The organism is Microcoleus sp. Pol10D4, from assembly GCF_036701555.1.
In the GTDB taxonomy this organism is placed as follows: Bacteria; Cyanobacteriota; Cyanobacteriia; order Cyanobacteriales; family Microcoleaceae; genus Microcoleus.
Genome location: NZ_JAUBRA010000008.1, coordinates 51,786 through 70,758 on the forward strand (window position 1 = coordinate 51,786; position 18,973 = coordinate 70,758).

Below are 18,973 nucleotides of genomic sequence, written 5' to 3' on the forward strand. Positions count from 1 at the left end.
TAGCTGCAAGGGTTACAGGGCTTAGGCGGGGCAAGTAGTGTTTAATGTGCTTGCCTCGGTCGGAGTGGGGGGCGGTCTAGCTTTTTTGCGTCACACTTGCACCTTGCAACCTGACACTTTTTTAAAAACTGGTAACACTCGCAGGGGTGGCACGGTCGGAGCGGTGGGAGTGTTGGTAAGGTTGGAGCGGTTGCGGGTCTAGCTTTTTTACGTTAAACCTTCAGGTGTATAGGGTTTTTTGGTCATGTGAGGTATATAGTTTTTATGTTCAAAAATCTTTTGATAGGTCTAATCTTCACTGCCGGGGTTTTATTACCTTCTTTTTGTGGTGAAAGCGTTGCTACTCCGTTGCTCCAAGTTCAAAATCCCAACACATATCCAGAGGCTGACAAAAATGGAGACTACCACATTGTCAATGGAAAGAGTGGAGTCATGCCTTGGGTGTGGGAAGTCGTAGATCCAGAAGGTTTGAATGTTCGCTGGCAAGATAGGACTGGTCAAAGTAATCGAATGGATATGATTGATTTGCCTGTTGATAGGATTATGCCCACTGGAGAAAGATTTGATGCTGTTGGAATTTTTCTTGACCGACGGGGAAAACCTTGGCTATGGGTGGGAAGCCATTCATTCGGTCGAACTCGCTACTGGGTCAGAGCTAATACAAATTATGTCCGACCGATTCAAAGAATTAATCGCGACTTAAAGTGATTAATAACTGCTATAAATGTTTGATTTTTTTTAGAATCAGGGATAACGAACAAAACCCACAACACTTAAAGTGGATTATCCCCGCCTATAACAAGGTTTTGGAGTGAGTGGGAAAATTGGGGTTATCCCCGCCTAGGTGTGGTGCTTTTAAACCCTGGGTCAAAATAAGCCGATATCCTGCTGTAGCAGTAAGGGTTACAAGCTTTAGGCTGGGAAATAGCGCTTTTCCAACAAGCTAAATTCCGATCACAATAAAATAAATGTTACTGAGAGGCAAACGATATGACGCGAGAGGAAGCAGTGCGACGAATTAAGCTAGTCGCTAAGGAAAAATTGATGCAACTGGATTTGTCGGGACTAGATTTGAAAGAATTTCCGCCGGAAATTGTCAAGTGTAGGCATCTGGCAGAGCTTAACCTTGGTTACACTAAGATTACCCAAATCCCGAAGGTACTTGGGCAACTGTCGAATCTGACAAAGCTTTCCCTCCGTAGCAACAAAATTACTTTCATTCCAGAAGCACTTGGGCAACTGTCGAATCTGACAAAGCTTGACCTTGGTTATAATACGCTTACCCAAATCCCAGAAGCACTTGGGCAACTGTCAAATTTGACAGAGCTTAATCTCGGTAACAATAAGATTACCTCCATCCCAGAGGCACTTGGGCAACTGTCGAACCTGACAAAGCTTTGGCTTAATGACAATGAGATTACCTCCATTCTAGAGGTGATTGGACAACTGTCGAATTTAACACACCTTAATCTCGATAACAATAAGATTACCTCTATCCCAGAGGCGCTTGGGCAACTGTCGCAGTTGACAAGTCTTACTCTCAGTAGCAATGAGATTACCTCTATTTCAGAGGTGATCGGACAACTGTCGAATCTGACACACCTTTGCCTCAGTAATAATAAGATTACCTCCATCCCAGAGGTAGTCCGACAACTGTCAAATCTGATAGGACTTTACCTTGAAGAGAATAAGATTACTTCCATTCCAGAAACGGTCGGGCAACTGTCGAATCTGACACACCTTTACCTCTATAAAAATAAATTTACTTCCATTCCAGAAACGGTCGGGCAACTGTCGAATCTGACACACCTTTACCTCTATAAAAATAAATTTACCTCTATCCCAGAGGCGGTCGGGCAACTGTTGAATTTGACAGAACTTTATCTCGGGGATAATAAAATTACGTCCATCCCAGAGGTTGTTGGGCACTTGTCGAATCTGAGATGGCTTGACCTTCATGACAATGACATCACATTTATCCCAAAGACGTTAGGGCAACTGTCGAATCTGACACACCTTTACCTCGCTAGCAATAAGATTACATCCATTCCAAAGGAACTCGGGCAACTGTCGAATCTGACACAACTTTCCCTAGGAGAAAATGAGATTACCTCCATCCCAGAAGCGGTTGGGCAACTGTCGAATCTAACACAACTTTACCTGTATAAAAATAAGATTACCTCTATCCCAGAGGCACTTGGACAACTGTCTAATTTGACAACGCTTAACCTCGGTCACAATAAGATTACTTCTATCCCAGAGGCACTTGGACAACTGTCTAATTTGACAACGCTTAGCCTCCGTTGTAATAAGATTACCTCCATTCCAAAGGAACTCGGGCAACTGTCGAATCTGACACAACTTTCCCTAGGGGAGAATGAGATTACTTCTATCCCAGAGGCGTTAGGGCAATTGTTGAATCTGATAGAGCTTTTCCTCGATAACAATAAGATTACTAAGATCCCAAAGGCAATTCGTGATATGAAAAAGTTGAAAACACTCGGTTTACGGAGAAATCCGATCCTAATTCCTCCCGAAATTCTCCAAGACGAAGGCTCTAACGGACCAGGCGATTTACTTACCATTCTCGACTTCTACTTTCAAACTTGCGATCAGGATGAGGAGATTGCAGAGGCATTAAATACTCCCCTACAACCACGAGTTACAGATAAAGCGGTTGAGGGTACTGAGTCTGTTAGACTCCAGAACTCTCAGTTAAAAAAAGACATTGCTGCTCTGTACGCAATAAACGCACGGCTGGCAAAAGCAGCAGAACCTGATAGTTATACCCCGCCTAAAGTAACCAGAGTTGCTTTAAAAGCTCAAACTTCTCTGATAGCTGCTATTAAGGCTTTAGAGAAGATGGATGATATAGTTGCCAGCGATTCTTAGACAAGGGCTAGACAACCAAAAATAATAAAAAATAATATCTAGTTACCACGGTATAAATTTTATACTCAATATTGTAATCCCCTAAGTTAGGCTACTTTTAGCCCTACCCCAACTCTCTAGCCTGTGTCTCAAAGCTAGATTGTTGGAGCTGGTTTGTCTACCAAGATGCTTTATGCACCGTTGCCTAAAAATGACACCCCACTTCTAAAAGTTAGAGAGTGAACTAAAAATCAGAAATTTCTATATCCTGGCCTAGCCGTACCCGTTTCGAGTCGTAGGCGGGGAAAGTGCAGATTGCCTTCCTCGAACATATTTATCACTAGCCTAAAATGGTGGAAATGGCATTACTAGGTTCTATTGTTGCCGTTTCCTGATTCCTGGCGTTTTTTCCCACAGGCAAAAGTTATGGTCATAATAAAATGAATACTTACTGAGAGATAAGGGACATGACGCGAGAGGAAGCATTACAACGAATTGAGTGGGCTGCCAATGAAAATTTGATTAAACTGGATTTATCGGGGTTGGAGTTGGAAGATTTGCCACCGGAAATTGCCGAATGCATACATCTGGTAGAGCTTGACCTCAGTGAAAATCAGATTACTTCCATCTCAGAGCATTTCGGCTATCTGTCCAATCTGACAAAGCTTGACCTCCGTGACAATCCTATTACCGACCCAGAAGAGGTGCTGGGGCAACTGTCCAATGTAAGAGAGCTTGACCTCGGTAATAAGCCAAATTACCTCAAGAGGAGAGGCAATCGGATAACTGTCAAATCTGACAAAGCTTGACCTCGGCGACGATCAAATTAGAGCCATCGTAGAGGTGCTCGGGCAACTGTCCAACCTGGAATCGCTTAATCTCAGTAACAATCAGATTACCGAAATTCCAGAGACGATCAGACAACTGCCAAACCTGAAAATATATGAATAGGCTGAGGGAAACATAATAGTTTCCAGTCCTAAATGGGGAAATTGGAGTTTCCCCGCCTATCCGTTTATAGAAGTGGTGGCTTCCTTATTTCCTATTGATTTACCGGGGAATTAACCAGGGGCGATCGGGCTACCTGCCAAGCCGATCCCTCCTGGTTTCTCCGTGGTCAGCAAGGAAAATCCAAGAGCGGCAGACCTAGGCAAACTTTCAGCAATATACGTTTTTATGAGTTTTTATACGTTTTTATGAGAGCGCCCCTCACCTTTTAGCTGCTTAAACTCTTCAAATTGCGTCTCGCCAACTATCGCCACAATATCGACCGATGCAAGAAAGACCCGCGTCGATTGCCACCACAAAATCCTCCTCAATAGCTGAAGATACGATGCCAGATTGGTAGCCACTCGCCTGTTTAATTCTATGAGTTCCGTCGTGGGCGATCGGTCTGTAGGGACTTTTACTTTTCCTGCCACTGATAATATCGGCATAACTTCAGGTATCTTGGTGATTATCAATCCGGAACACAATAGTAGCAACGATACTATCTACGTCGGAATAATTCAGACCGTCTTTAGTTTTTGAGCTGCTCATTAGTCATTGGTCATATGGAACAACGCAAAAAAGCACTACAAGAACGCTACAGTATAGCTTTTCCAGAGGACTTTTTTCAATTCTGGGAATTCGCTTGTCACTTAAACCCTGAGAATCCTCTGGAGGCGTTGATTGAGCCTCTTGATATCAACTTAGTTGGTCCCTTCGAGTTTCTTGGTGGAAGGTTCGACGGCAAGGAGCCTAAATTGAGCTTCGATCTGCATTGGCGTTACTATCGAGATCCACCGGAATTCTTCACTGTTTTGCAAGGTCACGTAGATGGGCTGCACTGGGGCTATTATTTTGATGATCCCAATTCTCTTCCCAGTTGTGTTAGTCATTACTACCAAAACGATGCTTATGCTCTCTCCCAAGATGGAACTACTCTATTTGATGCAGTACAGAACGCTTTGGATATGGTACATGAAGATATATTGCAAGACATCCAATATGGTCTAGAAGATTCCGATGATGCAAGAGAACGAATCAGTAAATTGAATCAACTTAGCGAAGAATTACAGCAATACAGTAACAAATATGATTTGACAACAACAGAGCAAGAGCGAATAATAACTGCCGAAACCTGGGATGAAATGGGAATTGTAATTCCTGAGGAGCTCTATCGCCCACTTTCAGGGCATCTCAAAAGTGAAAAACTTAATGAGGCTAAGGAGGCTTTGAATGCAGGGTTTCCTGGTACCGCGCTTAAATTTGGTAAAGATTTGTGGGCACTAAACACTGAGGAATGGAATCACCATGCTTTTGAGTTACTGGATGCTGCTTATGCAGCTTTAGACAGAAAACTCTTACAGCAAATACTCCGTAACCATTGGAAATACCGAGATCCTGTTCTTGCTTATATAGATATTCTTGATGACTGGTATCTTTAGTTGAGCTTCTGAATAAAAGACTAGGGGAGGCTGGCAGAAATAATACAGCAGTTATTAGTGGGTGAGCGAGGTAGCTGGGAAGCGGGATAGAAAACTGCTTTTGAGGCGTTGCACATATAGCAATCCTAAATGATTTGAAAAAATATACGCGAGCAAGATGCTTACACTGCAAGAATTCTGGTTGCGATCGATTTTGCGACTGATTTAGGACTGCTATAGTTCGATTTGAGCGCGCCGAGCGATTGCTAGCGGGCGCTTATTTAATCCAATAGTTTTGGTAGGCAATTTTGCTAGTAGGGACATACCTGGAATCCTGCCTCAATTAATACATCAAGATTTTTTTTAGCTCGGGGATTGGTGGGGTCAGGCTTGTGGATGGGATCAATCGGAAGAAGAATTTTTTCTGAGCGCATCGGCGAACCCTTGAGCAAATATTCTTTGCCATCTGGTGCAATAAAATAAATAACTTCTACGCTCTCTGCATGAAAGTTACCAGTAAACATACAATCCAATTTCCCACGCGGCACTGTTAAGGGCCAATCGTCACCGAATTGCTCTTGTGAAATTGAAATTGGCTGACCCGGTTCCCCTAGACAACCTACAGTCAGCAGCAACCCACACACTACAACGTACTTTTTCCAGTTCATTAGACTTGCTCCCAGTTCCTCTTATTTTTCTTAAGTCTGGCATGAGGTAGTTTGGATGAGTTCGGATACACGTTCATGGGTAACAGCGTCGCCGGGGACGCTAGTAACGATATTGCTACGCTCGATCAACTCAAAAGTAGACTGGCAAAGCTGGGTCAGAGACAAAGAGCGGGACAGCTAGCCATAAGCTGATCGAACTCTGCAAATTCTGCCGAGCCCACAACTGCCACAACTTCGGATGTGACTTTTCCGGCGTCGATCACCTCCACAAAACCGCCACAACAGCAGGAGCAATGTGAGCGATCGGCACAGCCGAAGAGCGGGTAAAAATCCAGCTACTTGACACCTAGGATTCCCCATTCATAAGGGTGCATTGTTTTTGTTTCTGCGTGTAAAAGTCAGGTTTGTACGGACAAAAACATTGCTTGCTACTACTCAAGAACAGCCATAACCTGCCTCAACAGGCAAATGTACGCTCGACACAAAAAAGCAGTAATTTGGCATAAAATTGCAGGCATTTGCAGGATATTTACAGGCATTTGCAGGTAAAGTGCAGCCCCTGCAAATGCCTGTAATCTCACTGATTTTATACTGCAAACGCCTGACTTTATACTGCAAATCCCTGATTTTAACGCCCCACAAAATTTAGCTAATTTTTAGCCTTTTTAACAACAAGTGAATTGACTTAATAGTCAAGTTAGAGGATCTAAATTGAATAAAAAATCAAATTTAAGAGTATGAGAAAATTGGTAACACAGTAGCGGTTATACCAGCCTTGACAGTCGCGTAAATTGCTGTTGTCGGACTCGCGCTTTGCAATGGGCTAAACTGTTGTTGTCTGATAAAGCTTGACAGTTGGCTAAAGATTTATTCCCTGACTTGGTTTACAGCAGTCGCTCGACTCCTAGCTATTAATGGCGGTTATAATTCTCCACCCTATTAGTCCAGGTAGTAAGGGACTTGCGGGAAAATAGAATACCAGTCACTCTAGAGAAGAGGAGACAAAAAAAGGCGACGCTCTTGCTCCAATCACACTTGACTCAAATAAGGATGATACTCGACGCAACCGTTAAAGCTACGTTCAAGGATGCCAGTGAGAAACTTACGGGATACCGTAAACGAGACTTCATGGCCAAGGTCACCGAAGATTACTTCGATGGGTCGGCGCGCCAAGCGGAAACCGTCATGGGGTGGAATCGCCAGAGCGTACAACTGGGGTTAAATGAACGGCGAACAGGACTCATCTGTGTGGATAACTATCAAGCCAGGGGACGACACAAAAGTGAACAAGTGCTGCCCAACCTAGAAGCAGATATCCGCTCTTTGGTGGACACGCAAGCCCAAGCCGACCCGAAATTGCAATCTACATTTTTATATGCGCGTATCAGTGCCAGAGCAGTGCCAGAGGCATTAGTGAGTAAAGCTGGCTACAGAGAGAGCGAATTACCCTCTCGCCAGACAACGGGCGAAATTCTCAATCGCTTGGGGTATCGCCTCAAAAAACACAAAAAACGAAACCCCTGAAAAAGATTGCTCAAACCGATGCTATTTTCGAGAATGTGTTCCAACAGAATCAGGCATCGGATGAAAATCCCCACTCGTTGCGAGTGTCGATTGATACCAAAGCCAAGGTCAAGATTGGCAACCTGTCGAGAGGTGGTAAGGCACGGACGTTGGAACCAAAGAAGGCTGATGACCACGATACTCACTGGCAGTCGGTTTTAGTCCCCTTTGGCATTCTCAACACCCACAGCGAACAGTTATCGATTTATATGGGTCAGTCGGCTGAAACCAGTGATTTTATCGTCGATTGTTTAACCGCTTGGTGGAAAGACAATCAACTGGATTATCCCGATATCTCAGAATGGGTGATTGACCTTGATGGTGGTGCAGCAACTCGTAGTGACCGAACGCAATTTATCAAACGCATGGTTGAACTATCCAAAGCGATTGATGTAAAAATCCGACTGATTTACTATCCTCCTTACCATAGCAAGTACAATCCCATTTAACGCTGTTGGGCTGCTAAGCGAAAATTATTGGAACGGCGCAATTTTAGACTCGGTTGAAGCCGCTATACAGTGGGCTGCCAATATGACTTGGAAGGGCATTGCACCAATTGTGCATCACGTCGAAACCATCTATGACAAAGGCATTAAAGTCCTACCAACTGAGTTAGAACAGTACCATCCTTTCTGGCAGCGTTCTGAGACATTGCCCAAATGGGATATCACGATTGTCCCCGGTTGATTGGTACCTTATTTTCTTGCAACTCCCTAACGATAACAAAGTAGCGCTCGGTTGCAGATGATTGGAGGAGGTGGAGCTTCCCAAAAATTAAGCAGTTGCCCCGCTGCAATAGTGTGCCTATGTCCCTCATTCGCTCAAATGGTGTGATACTGTTGGGGGCGACATCACCTGCGATTTAATCATCTAAACATCTAGATGTCTGGTTAAATAATTCACTGAGGAAATTATTCGACTACTAGATGTATCGAACTGCAAAAAGCAGAGGTCACTACGAAGTTGTTTCGCTCGGTAGACGATCGCTCATAGATCCCATAAGCAAAGGAGCGCACGCCTACTGCTTCGAGTTACTGTTGAATACAGAGAAAGCAACGAGGTCCCGATGACACCCAGTCACAGAACCAATACAAATTCAACCACTTCCCCGCGCGTGGGGATGCTCGCCACTGTGCGTAACCGTCGCGCTCTGATCGCTTCAGTTGAGCCATTCGACGGCACCCCAGAAGGGCGAATCCACCTCGTGCGTCTGGAATATACCGATTCAGATGGTAATCTAGAAGACAGCATCATCTGGGAACGGGAACTCAACGCCACCCTCCTAGAACCAACCGCCCTCCCTCAAGTCGCGACTGACCCCCCCATGCCTGAAGCCGACTTTGATGCCCTACAACGGGCCACTCGCTGGACGGCACTCTCTCCTTTCCTGAACCCCGATCGCTCCGCTGCACTGCCCCACTCCCCCATCGCTTCGCCTTTTTTTGGAGCCGTACAGGTGGAAGACTTTCAGTTAGTCCCCCTGCTCAAAGCTTTGCGGATGCCCCGAATTTCCCTGTTACTCGCCGATGACGTTGGGTTGGGCAAAACCATTGAGGCGGGGTTAATCCTGACGGAACTCCTGCTGCGCCGGCGAATTCGGCGCGTGCTGATTCTCTGTCCCGCTGCCCTCCGCAAGCAGTGGCAGCAGGAGATGAAAGCCAAATTTTCCCTCACCTTTGACGTCATCGATCGCGCCGAAACTCACGCCCTGCAAAAGCGCCTCGGACTCGATGCCAACCCCTGGCGGACTTATCCCCGTATCGTCACCTCTTACCATTATCTGCGCCAACCCGATGTCTTAGAGCAATTCCGAGCCGCTTGCAGCCAGCCAGATAGCTCAGCGCAATTGCCCTGGGATTTATTGATTGTGGATGAAGCCCACAACTTGATGCCGTCAAACTTTGGCGAAGACAGCGACTTGTCAAAAATGTTGCGCTCTATTTCGCCTTGGTTTGAGCACAAGTTATTTCTGACGGCAACGCCCCACAACGGTCACACCCGCTGTTTTTCTGGATTGCTCGAACAGCTCGATCCCGTCAGATTTACGCAAACCAGCGAGTTTACAGACGCACTCAAACAGCGAATTTCAGAAGTGGTTGTGCGCCGGCTCAAGCGAGAACTCAACCAGCTTGACGAGCAAGCCGGCCGCGCGCCTCGGTTTGGCGATCGCATCCCCGAACCGGTTCCCCTCTATTTTGGAGCCAAAGAAAAACGACTCTCCGCCGCTTTTGGGGAATTTCGCGCGGCTGTCAAGTCGGCAATTGCCAGAGCCCAAAAAACCGACCAGTTAGCCGGGTCGTTTGCCGTGGAGGTGCTAAACAAACGCCTGCTGTCTTGCCCTTATACCTTGGCGAACTCTTGGTATCGCTTTAAAGAAGGAATCGAGCGAGACGAATTAGCACAACTGGCAGAAGTTCAAGCTGCAAAACGAGCGACTTTGGAAGATTTGGATGACGATCGCGAAACGGAAGGTCGCTTGCAACACGCCGCTAAAACTACAGGGGCTTGGCTAAAACCTCTAGTTCCTCACCTGAGTGAAGAAATTGCCAAGATTGACAGGGCTTTGGAACAATTAAATTTAGTTCCCCCAACTCCCGACTCCCAACTCCCAACTCCCTCAGAAGATGAGCGGTGGGAACGCCTAATGAAAGTTATCAAGCAGTATCTTCGCAACGGCAGCGAGTGGGTTAAGAGCGATCGCCTGGTTATTTTTACTGAATATAAAACCACGCTAGACTATCTGGAACGCCGCCTCAAGGAAACTTTCAAAAAAGACCCCCAAGCCATTCGCGTCTTGTATGGCGGTTTGCCGGACAAAGACCGGGAGGAGATTAAGCAAGCCTTTAATGACCCTGACGACCCCGTTCGCGTTTTAGTCGCGACTGATGCGGCATCAGAAGGGTTGAACTTGCAAGAAACGGCCCATCTTATTTTGCATTACGATATCCCTTGGAACCCCGCCCGTCTCGACCAGAGAAATGGACGTTTAGACCGGCACGGTCAGGCGCGGGATGTAATTGTTTTTCACTTTACCAGTGAAGATGATGCTGACTTGAAATTTTTAGCACACGTTGTTAGTAAAGTCAATACCATTCGAGAAGAATTAGGCTCGATGGGGGAAGTGTTCGATGCTGCATTTCAGCGCCGATTTGTCGATTTAGAAGACACTCATTCCATCATCCGAGGATTGGATGATGCGCTAGCAAAACAGCGCGATCGCGTCCAGATTCCGCGACAGCCTCCTGTAGAAAATGAGCGCGACTGCGCGATCGCTCTCAAAGAATTTGAACGAGAAATTGACCTCACCTCAGAAACGCTCAAAAGTACCTTAGAAATTGCTTTGGGATTGGGGATTGGATTGCCAAGGTTTGAAGGACCGGACGAACAAGGAAAACTGCGATTGCGAATTCCGATTCCCCCAAAATGGGAACCTTTGATTGACGATTATTTGCGGGTGGAAACGGATAGCGGTCAGCGAGGGACACTGCCAGCCCTCGTTTTTGACCCGCAACATTTTATCCAAAATCGCAGCGGTCGCCCCGTATTTCGCCCTGCCAAAGATACGGTATTGTTGCACTTGGGACACCCCCTCTTTCACCAAGCACTGGCGATGTTTGCGCGGGCGAGATTTCCCGGCAGCGTTGAAAATCAAGTGGCGAGTCGGTGGACGGTGCGTTATGGGAAAATTCCAGCGGGGGCAGATGCTTTGCTGCTGCTAACTGTGGAAGAATTGGCAGTCAGTGAACTGCGGGAACCTTTCCACCATTGGGTGCGAACGGTGCGATTTCCCGTGAAAAATGGAGAATTGGGCGAACCGCTGCCACACGTTCCCGCCTCGGACGATCGCCCCCTATCTCGTCCAGTCAGCGAAGCAGATATTCAGCGATCGCGCGATTTGTGGGACGAGATTTCCTTTGAGTTGAGGGAGATTTCTAGGCAACTGGAGAAAGAGTTAACTGAACGCCTGCAAGCTCAACTCAAGGTAAACAAGGAAATTGCCCTCAAGGAAGAAAAGGAACGGTTTAAGTCTCGCTTGTCAGAAGTGGAACGGGCGATGAAAGAGACGTCGCTACAGAAAATCGAGAAAGAGCGGGATAAACTATTGGAAGATATGCAGCAATTGTCTTTATTCCCTGAAGATACTCGCTCGAAAGAAGAACGCCTGCGCGACTTACAAGATGAACTGAAAAGGCGAGGCAGCCACTATCAGGAATTGCTGGATTTTCTGAAAATAGAGCAAACCCGCGTGATGGAAGGAATTTTGCCCAAACGCTATACTTTGCGAGGCACTGCCCGAGTTTTCCCCGTTACAGTTGAAATTCGCCTGCCGGAGGTGGCAAAATGATGGTAAATTCCCTACAAACTGTAGACCGTTATTCCTGGTGGGCTTCTTTAAAACACGGGGGGCTGTTGGTTGCGCCGTCGAAGCTGGCAGAGTTCTTTCCTGATGAGATTTCGCCCTTGCCGCGTCACGTTGAAGATCGGTTGCGGCGAGACGTGAATCGAGTTCGCAGCGGCGACGAAGGGGCGATCGTCTCTTTGCTCGATACTGTTTTAGAAGACGTGCTGCAACTATCGAAAGACTGGTGGATTAAAGGCAGTGGGGTCGATAGAAGCTGGACGCAACAAGCGATTACTAAAGAATCGATTAAACCGCGTCGCGTCTGGTTAGATCCGCAGGGGGGAATTCTGCCTGTTTTTGTGGCAGATGCAGAAAGCAGAGTGGTGGCGCGGTTGGGAATTGGCAAAGGACGGCGTGCCGTTTCCCGCGCGATCGAATGGTTGCGAAAAGCCAATCAAAAAATTGCTTTATTAACGAATGGCCGGCAGTGGCGGTTAATTCACGCCGGGACGGATTACGATGCTTGGTGCGAGTGGGATATTGACCTGTGGTTTGAAGAGGGGCAGCCGGGGTTGCAGGTAGCGGCGCTGCGCTTGTTGTTGGGGCAAGATTCGCTGCACCCGGAAAAAGTAGAGTCCCCCAGTCGGCTGATTGCCGCGATCGTCGCATCTCGTCAAGGTCAAGCCGAACTGTCTGGCGTTCTGGGAGAACGGGTTAGATTGGCAGTTGAGCTGTTGATTCGGGAATCGGGGCTCGGCAGTCGGGAGTTGGGAGTCGGGAATCGCGATATTTATATAGCTGCCACCCGCATTATCATGCGCTGCGTGGTGATTCTGTTTGCCGAGGCGCGGGACTTGCTACCTCGAAACAACCCGATTTATCACGGTTCCTACGGCATTCAAGGATTGCGCGAACAGCTCGATCGCCTCGCTGGGGGACGGGCAACGGAACGGTTGCGAAATGGCTTCAGCGCTTGGCCTCGGTTGCTGGCGTTGTTCCAGTTGGTTGATCGGGGGTGTTCTCACGAAGCGCTGCCGGTGCCACGATATGGGGGCGGACTCTTCACCCCAGGCGATTCGGACGCGAAAGACGCGATATTGCGATCGCTCTCGGCATTCGAGCACCCGGAAAACGCGCCTTCGGATGCAGTGATTTATCGCATTTTAGAATTGCTGTGCCGCAGCAAGGTGAAAGTGCGTCAGAGGCGCAGCACCACTTGGGTGGAAGCGCCGGTGGATTTTTCCGATCTGTCCTCGGAGTATATCGGCATTCTATACGAGGGGCTGCTGGACTTCGAGTTGCGTCGCGCTGGTGAAGATGACCCGATGATATTCCTCAATTTGGGCGACCAACCCGTACTCCCTCTAGCGCGTCTGGAAGGGATGGATAATGCAGCTTTATCGAATTTGGTAGAGAAGCTGAAGAAAAAGTCAAAACTGGCGGCGGGGGAAGATTCCGAAGCGGAGGAAGAGGAGACTGAGGAAGTTGAAGAGGAAGCTGAGGAAGAGATAGAAGAGGACGCTGCCTTAGAAGCTGACATCGAGGAACTGGAAGCAGATCTTGATAAAGTTCAGCAGTTGAGAGAACGTACCCATCAGTGGGCGATGCGGGCGGTGGAAGCGGGTAAGCTGGTGGCTAAACCCAGAGGTACAAAAGCGGAAGCTTTGACACGGTATCAGCAGGAAGTCAGCAAAGCAGGCGATCGCCTGATTGCGCGAATCGTGTTGCCGGGTGAGTGGTTTCTGGTGCGGTGGGGAGGGACGCGCAAGGGTTCCGGGACGTTCTACACTCGCCCTCAATTGGCAATTCCTACCACGCGGCGCACGCTGCAACCGCTGGCCTATCAGGGGGAGTTGCCCAAGTTGCCGGAAGAAATTTTAGCGCTGAAAGTCTGCGATCCGGCGATGGGTTCGGGGTCGTTTCCCGTAGCGGCGCTGAGGTTTTTGACCGATGCGCTGTATGAAAGTTTGCATTACCACAACCGCATTGAAGCGCACGGGGATAAAACTTTGTGCCGTTTGGCAGATGGAGGGGGGACAAACTCTCTGCTAGAAGAAACCCTGCCTGTTTTGCCGGATGCGGATGATTTTGAGGAACGTTTGAAAGCCCGACTCAAGCGGTATATTGTGGAACGGTGCATTTATGGGGTGGATCTTGACCCCTTGGCGGTAGAGTTGGCGCGTCTGTCTCTGTGGGTGGAAACGATGGACAGGACACTGCCGTTTAGCTTCCTCGACCACAAGTTAAAGTGCGGGAATTCTCTAGTGGGGTGTTGGTTCGATCGCTTTCAGGATTATCCAGCGATGGCGTGGGAACGGAAAGGAGGAGATGAAAATCACACCCGTTTTGTGCATCATTTCCGCGAGGTGAACCTGAAGGGGAAATTGCAGCAGAAGGGGGACAAGTGGAATCAGGCAATTAAGGATGCCAAGAATGATCTCGTTAAAGCAGAATTGAAGCGACTGGTTGAGGCACTCGATCCGATTCGCCGCCAGCAGTTGAGCTTGCCTTTGCCGGAGTTTGAACTGCCCCAAAGTCCCGATACAATTCACGATGAGGCGAAGGCAGTTTTTGAAGAATTGCACGATTTGCCGGTCTTTGAAACCGAGGAACGAGAACGGCGCTATCAAGAAGGAATTGAGGGAAGTGAAGCGATTCGTTTGTTGCGGTTAGCGTTAGATACTTGGTGTGCGGTGTGGTTTTGGTCTGGGGAAGACATTGAGATTGCGCCAACACCGGGACGCTTTTTCAATCCGCCAGCGGAAACTAGGGAAATGATTGAACAGTTAGCGGAAAAATACCAGTTTTTTCACTGGGAGTTAGAGTTTCCTGACGTGTTTGCCAGTGCCAATGCGGGTTTTGATGCTATTATCGGCAATCCGCCTTGGGAAACTTTACAACCGAATTCGATGGAGTTTTTCTCCAATATTGACCCGCTTTATCGCACCTATGGGAAGCAAGAGGCGTTAAACAAGCAGTTGGAATATTTTAATAAGGATGCGACAATTGAGCGCGATTGGTTGGCGTATTGCGATTGGTTTAAAGCCATAACTAATTGGTACAAACAAGTTGCTCTTCCCTTTGGAGATGAAGCAGACGGGGGCGAAAAATTCAGCCTGTCTAAGTCCAAGAAAGAAAGTCAAGATTTGCACGAAGTCTGGCGCAGACAGCGCCAGAAGCGTCAAGGTTATACCGAACCCCATCATCCATTTCTCTACCAAGGGGAAGGTAAACCATATACTTATAAAATGTTCTCGGAACTCGGCTATGCTTTACTGCGGGACGGCGGACGCTTCAGCTTAATTATTCCCTCTGGGATATACAGCGACAAGGGGACGGGAAGTTTACGGGCTCTGTTTTTGAAGCGATGCCAGTGGACGCACCTTTATGCTTTCCAGAATGAGCGATTTGTGTTCAGTGCTATCGACCACCGCAACAAGATGGTTGTTTTTACTGTTACCAAAGGAGGCAGTACCTCTGCGATTTTAACTCGTTTTCGTCTCGGGCCAGGAGATTCCCCAGAAGCGCACGAGCTAGAAACAGATATTCTCGATTCTAAGCGCTACCTATCCGTACCGGCAAAGCAAATAGCGAAGTTTAGCCCCAAAACGGGAGCGTTACTAGAAGTCCGAACTGAGCGAGACTTGACCATTTTAGAGAAAATGTATGTCAACGGCGTTTTACTGGGGGATGACAGTCCGCAAGGTTGGGGAATACAGTATCGACAGGGCGATTTTAATATGACGAGTGACTCCAAGTTATTTCCACCCCGTCCCCAGTGGGAAGCCAAGGGTTATCGTCCTGACGAGTACGGTCACTGGTTAAAGGGCAATTGGCAACCTTATGAAGCGGGAGGCGGGAGTCGGGAGTCGGGAGTCGGTTTTTCGATTTTGCAGCGTCCAGAAGGTTGGATTTTATCTGCTGATGGTAGTAGCGCCATTCATATTGATGAGGTTGAAGATGTAGCACTACCTTTGTATCAGGGAGTGATGATAAGCCAACTGGAATCAAATCGTGCTCGTTGGGTTTCAGGTACAGGTAATCAAGCACTTTGGGAAAAAGATTTACCCCCTAATTCTCCTTATGGTTCACAGTTCCTAATTTCCAAAGAATCTGTTTTGTCTATTTGCCCAAATGCTTTGAATCCTCGTTACTTAATGCGAAATATTGCCCGGACAACCGATATACGAACCATGATCGGAAGTCCTGCACCCGGATTTCCTGCAGGTCACAGTTTGGCAAGCTTAGAAGTAAATTTAGGTTCAACACTAACTATCTGGAAGTTAGGAGGGATTCTCAGCAGTTTGACTTTTGATTGGTCTTTTAGACAAAGATTAGGGGGGACTAACTTGAGTTGGTCTTTTTTGGAAGAAATACCCACTCCTATTAGGGATAAATTAATAATATCCGTTATTAAAAAATCAATGTCTTTGTCTGCTGCTAATTTAAATTTTGCAAATCAATGGCAAGTTTTAAAAGTAACAAGTTCTGACATCACTAAACATTTATGGAAGAGTCTATGGGCAATTACCCCCTACGAACGCCTGCGCCTGCGCTGCATCCTCGATGCCGCCGTTGCCGAACTCTACGGATTAGAAATTGATGACTTTGCCTGGATATTGCGAGACTGCGACTATCCTACCGCCCAAGTCTGCGATAAAAAATTTGCCCGCACCCTCGAACCCAAAGGTTTTTGGCGCGTGGACAAAGAAAAAGACCCGGAACTGCGCCACACCGTTTTATCCCTCGTCGCCTTCCATGAACTCAAACGCCTCGGACTGGAAACCTTCCTCAACCTCAACGATGGCGAAGGGTGGATGCTACCCGAAACCTTGAGGTTAGCAGATTATGGCATAGGACATGATAACCGCGCCAAGGAACTGCAACCCGTCGCCGCCAGATTGGGCGATCGCTTTTTACCTTGGCAATTAGAAGGTACAGTCGAGGAATCGTGGCAAGAGTGCGATCGTCACGCCCAGAACCTGAAGCGACTGCTAGGGGATAAACCTATAGCAACCGAAACAGAACCAGTAAGTGCGATCGGCGAATCTGGGATACAACTAGACTTTTTCAATTTGCTAGAATCACAGGACTCTTAAAGGTAAAGAATTATGACAGTAAGTGCGACTCAATATCGAGCTAAGAGCGAAGTAAAATGCTTAGATAACCACCCTAATCTGAAAAACACTTTTCTTCCTTTTAAGCGATTTTGTGCTCTAATTATCAAAGATTTGGTAAAGATATAATGCTGCTTTGTATATTCGAGCTGCCAAGGCGGGTGGGCGATCCGCTAGTCAGAATGCTTGTCAAGTGAGTCCAACTATCCCTGAGCGATTTGTAAAAATATTTACCTGAGCGACCTCATTCTTTATTGCACACAACTTAAATATTTGGAGAGTGCCCATGAGCCTTTTTTTCTTTAACCAATCTAAGAACACCTCATTATCAATGACTTTAAAGGAGTTAATTGAAAAAATATCTAAAGATTATCCAGACGATAAATGGATATTTTACGCTATGACTTGTTATTTTAAGCCCGATATAGCCAAAAATGTGACAACATTTCTACGTCAAACATTGAAAAATTTATCAGGCGTTCATATACTTATCGATCGTGAAGAATGGATTAGAAATTTTATAGATATCGATATGTTTGTGAAAGATATATGCGAGCGAACGGGCTTACCAAAAGACAAGATTTCCTTGACTCCAATTAAAGCCTCCACTTTATTTCATGCTAAATCTTACGCACTTATTAGCGAAGAAAAAATTAATGATATTCATCAAGGATTCGCGATAATTACTTCAGGCAATTTTACTCAGTCTGGCTTCTCTAGAAATCTTGAAATCGGGCAAATTACTACCGCTAAAGATTCTCCCTACTTTTTAGAAGAATTCATCAAAATTTTTAGAGAAGCGAAAACAAATCACGGCATTACAAATTTATCAGAAGATAAAGAACTGCTGTTTGCTAGTAAACTATTATCTTTAGGAGTATTTTATCACCAATGGGATCAATCCCATCAAACAGATTTAATGTTTCGTTTAACACTTTCTGAAACAGAAATCCAAAGACGCAAAAAAATGGCAGATCGTACAGAATATAACAATTGGAGCGTAAAACAAAGTGGTATTCTTTCGGACGATCCAATCAATATAAAATCTTTTTTTGAAGATTACCCAAAACCTATTCCTGATGGTTTTTTGGGATTTTTTAGTATAGAAACTTTATTGGGTAAATGGGTTCCCCTGAATATTAGCAATCTAATTGAAAAAGAATTAGAGATTTTTGTAAATTTTTACTGTAAAATTCTAAAAAATTTTATAGAAGAGAAGCTGCAAAATCATTTGAGAATCATAGAACACGAAATCCGACGCCTACAAGAACTTAATATTATAAAAAGTTTAAAGGAAAATGAAGTTCAAGAAAAAATTCGCGAGTGGGAAAAAAAAGTAAAAAGAGTAACTGAAAACTCTAATCTTTTAAGACTTTTAATCTGGGATTACGAAAAAGTTAATATATCTATCTCAAATCTTGATATGACGTTTATAACCGTCTTTGCTGATAAAATTCAAAGTTTCTACCCCAAACAATTAGATTATTTAGATAATAATGAAAATTTAGACAAGCGAAACAAACAATCAAAAGCTCGGAAAGGAGTTGGTAACATTATCTCCGAGCTTAACTGGGAGGAATCTGAGACAATCAATGATGAATTATTTCAAGAAAAAATTGATTTGGCACAAAAAAAATTAAACAAAAATAAGCTTGGAGATTTAGAAACTCTTATTAAGCAACAAAAATCAGAAAAAAATACTTCTAAAAAAACGAAAACAAATCAAATTGTTTTTCTTGAAAATCCAGAATCAGAATCAGAATCAGAAAAAAATGCAGAAAAAGATGCAGAAAAAGATGCAGAAAAAGATGCAGAAAAATCGCAAAATTTTGTAGCAATATTGAACAGTAACACAATAGTTAAAGGCACTTTTGTAAAATGGGAACAAGAAGAAAAAGGTTTTTATTATATAGAACAAGAAGGAGGTGTAGAATATTTTTTAAAAAAAGACGAATTAAGAACATTTAAATGCAAAAAAATAAGTAAATAGATATACAAGTAATT

Annotated in this window: 13 protein-coding genes; 11 read left to right on the forward strand and 2 right to left on the reverse strand. The window is 45.7% G+C overall.

The features are described from left to right. The first annotated feature begins 264 nt into the window (after nt 1-264). From QUA36_RS06730 to QUA36_RS31310, 4 genes are all read left to right on the forward strand, one after another. Nucleotides 265-708: a hypothetical protein gene (locus tag QUA36_RS06730; protein WP_333456306.1), complete on the forward strand. Its 444-nt coding sequence runs from the start codon at nt 265-267 to the stop codon at nt 706-708. A gap of 336 nt (nt 709-1,044) precedes the next feature. After that, the gene (locus tag QUA36_RS06735) at nt 1,045-2,892 is read left to right on the forward strand and encodes a leucine-rich repeat domain-containing protein (RefSeq protein WP_333456403.1); all 1,848 of its coding nucleotides are present in this window, start codon (nt 1,045-1,047) and stop codon (nt 2,890-2,892) included. Nucleotides 2,893-3,338: 446 nt separating this feature from the next. Next, nucleotides 3,339-3,680: a leucine-rich repeat domain-containing protein gene (locus QUA36_RS06740; protein ID WP_333456308.1), complete on the forward strand. Its 342-nt coding sequence runs from the start codon at nt 3,339-3,341 to the stop codon at nt 3,678-3,680. A gap of 34 nt (nt 3,681-3,714) precedes the next feature. Next, entirely contained in the window at nt 3,715-3,822 is a 108-nt protein-coding gene (locus QUA36_RS31310) for a leucine-rich repeat domain-containing protein (RefSeq protein ID WP_445301422.1), read from the forward strand. Nucleotides 3,823-4,055: 233 nt separating this feature from the next. On the opposite strand, the gene QUA36_RS06745 is transcribed toward QUA36_RS31310, so the two are convergent. Further along, nucleotides 4,056-4,307, reverse strand: a complete 252-nt coding sequence (locus QUA36_RS06745) for a hypothetical protein (protein WP_333456309.1) — start codon at nt 4,305-4,307, stop codon at nt 4,056-4,058. 117 nt (nt 4,308-4,424) lie between these two features. On the opposite strand from QUA36_RS06745, the gene QUA36_RS06750 reads away from it, so the two are divergent. Beyond that, complete coding sequence (locus tag QUA36_RS06750) at nt 4,425-5,300, forward strand: ADP-ribosylation family protein (protein ID WP_333456311.1); 876 nt, start codon at nt 4,425-4,427, stop codon at nt 5,298-5,300. 290 nt (nt 5,301-5,590) lie between these two features. On the opposite strand, the gene QUA36_RS06755 is transcribed toward QUA36_RS06750, so the two are convergent. Then, the gene (locus tag QUA36_RS06755; protein WP_333456313.1) at nt 5,591-5,947 is read right to left on the reverse strand and encodes a DUF2511 domain-containing protein; all 357 of its coding nucleotides are present in this window, start codon (nt 5,945-5,947) and stop codon (nt 5,591-5,593) included. A gap of 1,128 nt (nt 5,948-7,075) precedes the next feature. On the opposite strand from QUA36_RS06755, the gene QUA36_RS06760 reads away from it, so the two are divergent. The 6 genes from QUA36_RS06760 (at nt 7,076) to QUA36_RS06785 (ending at nt 18,959) form a co-directional block, all read left to right on the forward strand. After that, nucleotides 7,076-7,471, forward strand: a complete 396-nt coding sequence (locus QUA36_RS06760) for a hypothetical protein (RefSeq protein ID WP_333456315.1) — start codon at nt 7,076-7,078, stop codon at nt 7,469-7,471. 5 nt (nt 7,472-7,476) lie between these two features. Further along, complete coding sequence (locus QUA36_RS06765) at nt 7,477-7,959, forward strand: ISAzo13-like element transposase-related protein (RefSeq protein WP_333456405.1); 483 nt, start codon at nt 7,477-7,479, stop codon at nt 7,957-7,959. A gap of 10 nt (nt 7,960-7,969) precedes the next feature. After that, nucleotides 7,970-8,197: an ISAzo13-like element transposase-related protein gene (locus tag QUA36_RS06770; RefSeq protein WP_333456407.1), complete on the forward strand. Its 228-nt coding sequence runs from the start codon at nt 7,970-7,972 to the stop codon at nt 8,195-8,197. A 379-nt stretch (nt 8,198-8,576) separates the two neighbouring features. Further along, complete coding sequence (gene drmD, locus QUA36_RS06775; protein WP_333456317.1) at nt 8,577-11,855, forward strand: DISARM system SNF2-like helicase DrmD; 3,279 nt, start codon at nt 8,577-8,579, stop codon at nt 11,853-11,855. Next, a complete protein-coding gene (locus QUA36_RS06780; protein ID WP_333456319.1) occupies nt 11,852-16,951 on the forward strand; it encodes an Eco57I restriction-modification methylase domain-containing protein in 5,100 nt (1,699 codons plus the stop codon). The genes drmD and QUA36_RS06780 overlap by 4 nt, the downstream gene beginning before the upstream one ends. Nucleotides 16,952-17,255: 304 nt before the next feature. Next, on the forward strand, nt 17,256-18,959 hold the full coding sequence (locus QUA36_RS06785; protein WP_333456321.1) for a hypothetical protein: 1,704 nt from the start codon (nt 17,256-17,258) through the stop codon (nt 18,957-18,959). The last annotated feature ends 14 nt before the right edge of the window (nt 18,960-18,973 follow it).

What these genes read in the sequence shown, in the direction of transcription:
- QUA36_RS06755 (WP_333456313.1), bottom strand. Translation starts at nt 5,947, where the DNA reads ATGAACTGGAAAAAGTACGTTGTAGTGTGTGGGTTGCTGCTGACTGTA.
- QUA36_RS06780 (WP_333456319.1), top strand. Translation starts at nt 11,852, where the DNA reads ATGATGGTAAATTCCCTACAAACTGTAGACCGTTATTCCTGGTGGGCT.
- QUA36_RS06740 (WP_333456308.1), top strand. Translation starts at nt 3,339, where the DNA reads ATGACGCGAGAGGAAGCATTACAACGAATTGAGTGGGCTGCCAATGAA.
- QUA36_RS06745 (WP_333456309.1), bottom strand. Translation starts at nt 4,307, where the DNA reads ATGCCGATATTATCAGTGGCAGGAAAAGTAAAAGTCCCTACAGACCGA.
- QUA36_RS06750 (WP_333456311.1), top strand. Translation starts at nt 4,425, where the DNA reads ATGGAACAACGCAAAAAAGCACTACAAGAACGCTACAGTATAGCTTTT.
- QUA36_RS06785 (WP_333456321.1), top strand. Translation starts at nt 17,256, where the DNA reads ATGAGCCTTTTTTTCTTTAACCAATCTAAGAACACCTCATTATCAATG.
- QUA36_RS06760 (WP_333456315.1), top strand. Translation starts at nt 7,076, where the DNA reads ATGGCCAAGGTCACCGAAGATTACTTCGATGGGTCGGCGCGCCAAGCG.
- drmD (WP_333456317.1), top strand. Translation starts at nt 8,577, where the DNA reads ATGACACCCAGTCACAGAACCAATACAAATTCAACCACTTCCCCGCGC.
- QUA36_RS06730 (WP_333456306.1), top strand. Translation starts at nt 265, where the DNA reads ATGTTCAAAAATCTTTTGATAGGTCTAATCTTCACTGCCGGGGTTTTA.
- QUA36_RS06735 (WP_333456403.1), top strand. Translation starts at nt 1,045, where the DNA reads ATGCAACTGGATTTGTCGGGACTAGATTTGAAAGAATTTCCGCCGGAA.